The 1,245-nt window shown below is 59.9% G+C and carries 1 protein-coding gene; it reads right to left on the bottom strand.

The window, feature by feature from the left end; genetic code table 11:
* Positions 1–26 precede the first annotated feature (26 nt).
* Positions 27–1,177 (bottom strand): IS3 family transposase gene (locus tag EV672_RS18625; protein ID WP_424923185.1). Its coding sequence is split into 2 segments (ribosomal slippage): positions 27–931 and positions 931–1,177, totalling 1,152 coding nucleotides; the frame shifts between segments, so codons are not numbered across the junction.
* Positions 1,178–1,245 lie beyond the last annotated feature (68 nt).

Here is a 1,245-nt window from a genome sequence, read left to right as displayed (position 1 = left end):
TGACCTGCCCCCTCTTGCCATACCAATCAGTTGGAGAAAGGTCCAGGGGTTTGCAGGTTAACTGATCCTGCGTTGGTGGTTGATGGGTTGGCGTTTCGGTGCTTGGCAGCGAACTCAGCCGGAGGCATCCGTCCAATCGTTCCGTGCGGTCGCACCTCGTTGTAGTCCTGACGCCAGATGGCGATGACCTCACGGGCCTGAGCCAGGGATTCAAACCAGTTCTCGTTGAGGCATTCGTCTCTGAACTTGCCATTGAAGCTCTCGATGTAGGCGTTCTGGGTGGGCTTGCCAGGCTGAATCAGGATGTGCTGAACACCTCGTGCTTGCATCCATGCCATGAAGGCCCTGCATGTGAACTCTGGACCGTTGTCCGTTCTGATGGCCTCTGGGTAGCCTCTGAACCGCGCGGCTTGATCCAGGATGCGGGTGACGTATGCGCCAGGCATGGACAGGTCCACAGCGATGTCGATGCATTCATGGGTGAAGTCATCGGCGATGGTCAGGCACTTGATGCGTCGGCCATTGGCCAGCGAGTCACTCACAAAGTCCAGGCTCCAGGTTTGATTGACGCGGGTGGCCGCCACCAGTGGCGTGCGTTCACCGCGGTACTTCTTGCCTTTGTTGCGCTTGCGAACAGCCAAGCCTTGCGCACGGTAAAGCCGGAACACCTTCTTGTGGTTGGTGCCCGGAAACTCGCTGCGCAGCATGTCGTGCACGCGGCGATATCCAAAGCGCCTGCGCTCCATGGCGACGGCATGGATTCGTTCGCCCAAGCGCAATGTGTATGCATCTGGTTGCGGCGGATGGCGCCAGGCATCGCGGGACAGCCCCACAAGACGGCAGGCCCGGCGCTCGGAGATCTGGGTGTGTTCCAGCATCTTGGCGATGGCCTTGCGTTTGTCTTGCGGGGCTAGCGCTTTACCCCGAAGCCGACCTTGAGCGCCTCCAGGTCAAGGTGCGCTTCGGCCAGCAACTTCTTGAGACGGGCGTTCTCGACCTCCAGGTCCTTCAGGCGGCGGGCCTCATCGGCCTCCATGCCGCCGTACTTGGCGCGCCACTTGTAGAACGTGGGCTCACTGAACCCGCCTTGGCGACAGACATCCTTGACTGGCAGGCCCGATTCGGCCTGCTTCAAGAACCCGATGATCTGCTGCTCCGTGAATCGACTCTTCCTCATGTCCGTCATTCTCCAGGTTGACGGACCTCACTTCCATTCAACTGGTATGGCTAGGAGGGGGCAGGTCA

It is taken from the genome of Aquabacterium commune (genome assembly GCF_004362855.1).
Lineage (GTDB): Bacteria > Pseudomonadota > Gammaproteobacteria > Burkholderiales > Burkholderiaceae_C > Aquabacterium > Aquabacterium commune.
The sequence above is the reverse complement of the archived record's forward strand: the minus strand, read 5'-3'. Positions and strand labels throughout refer to the sequence as shown.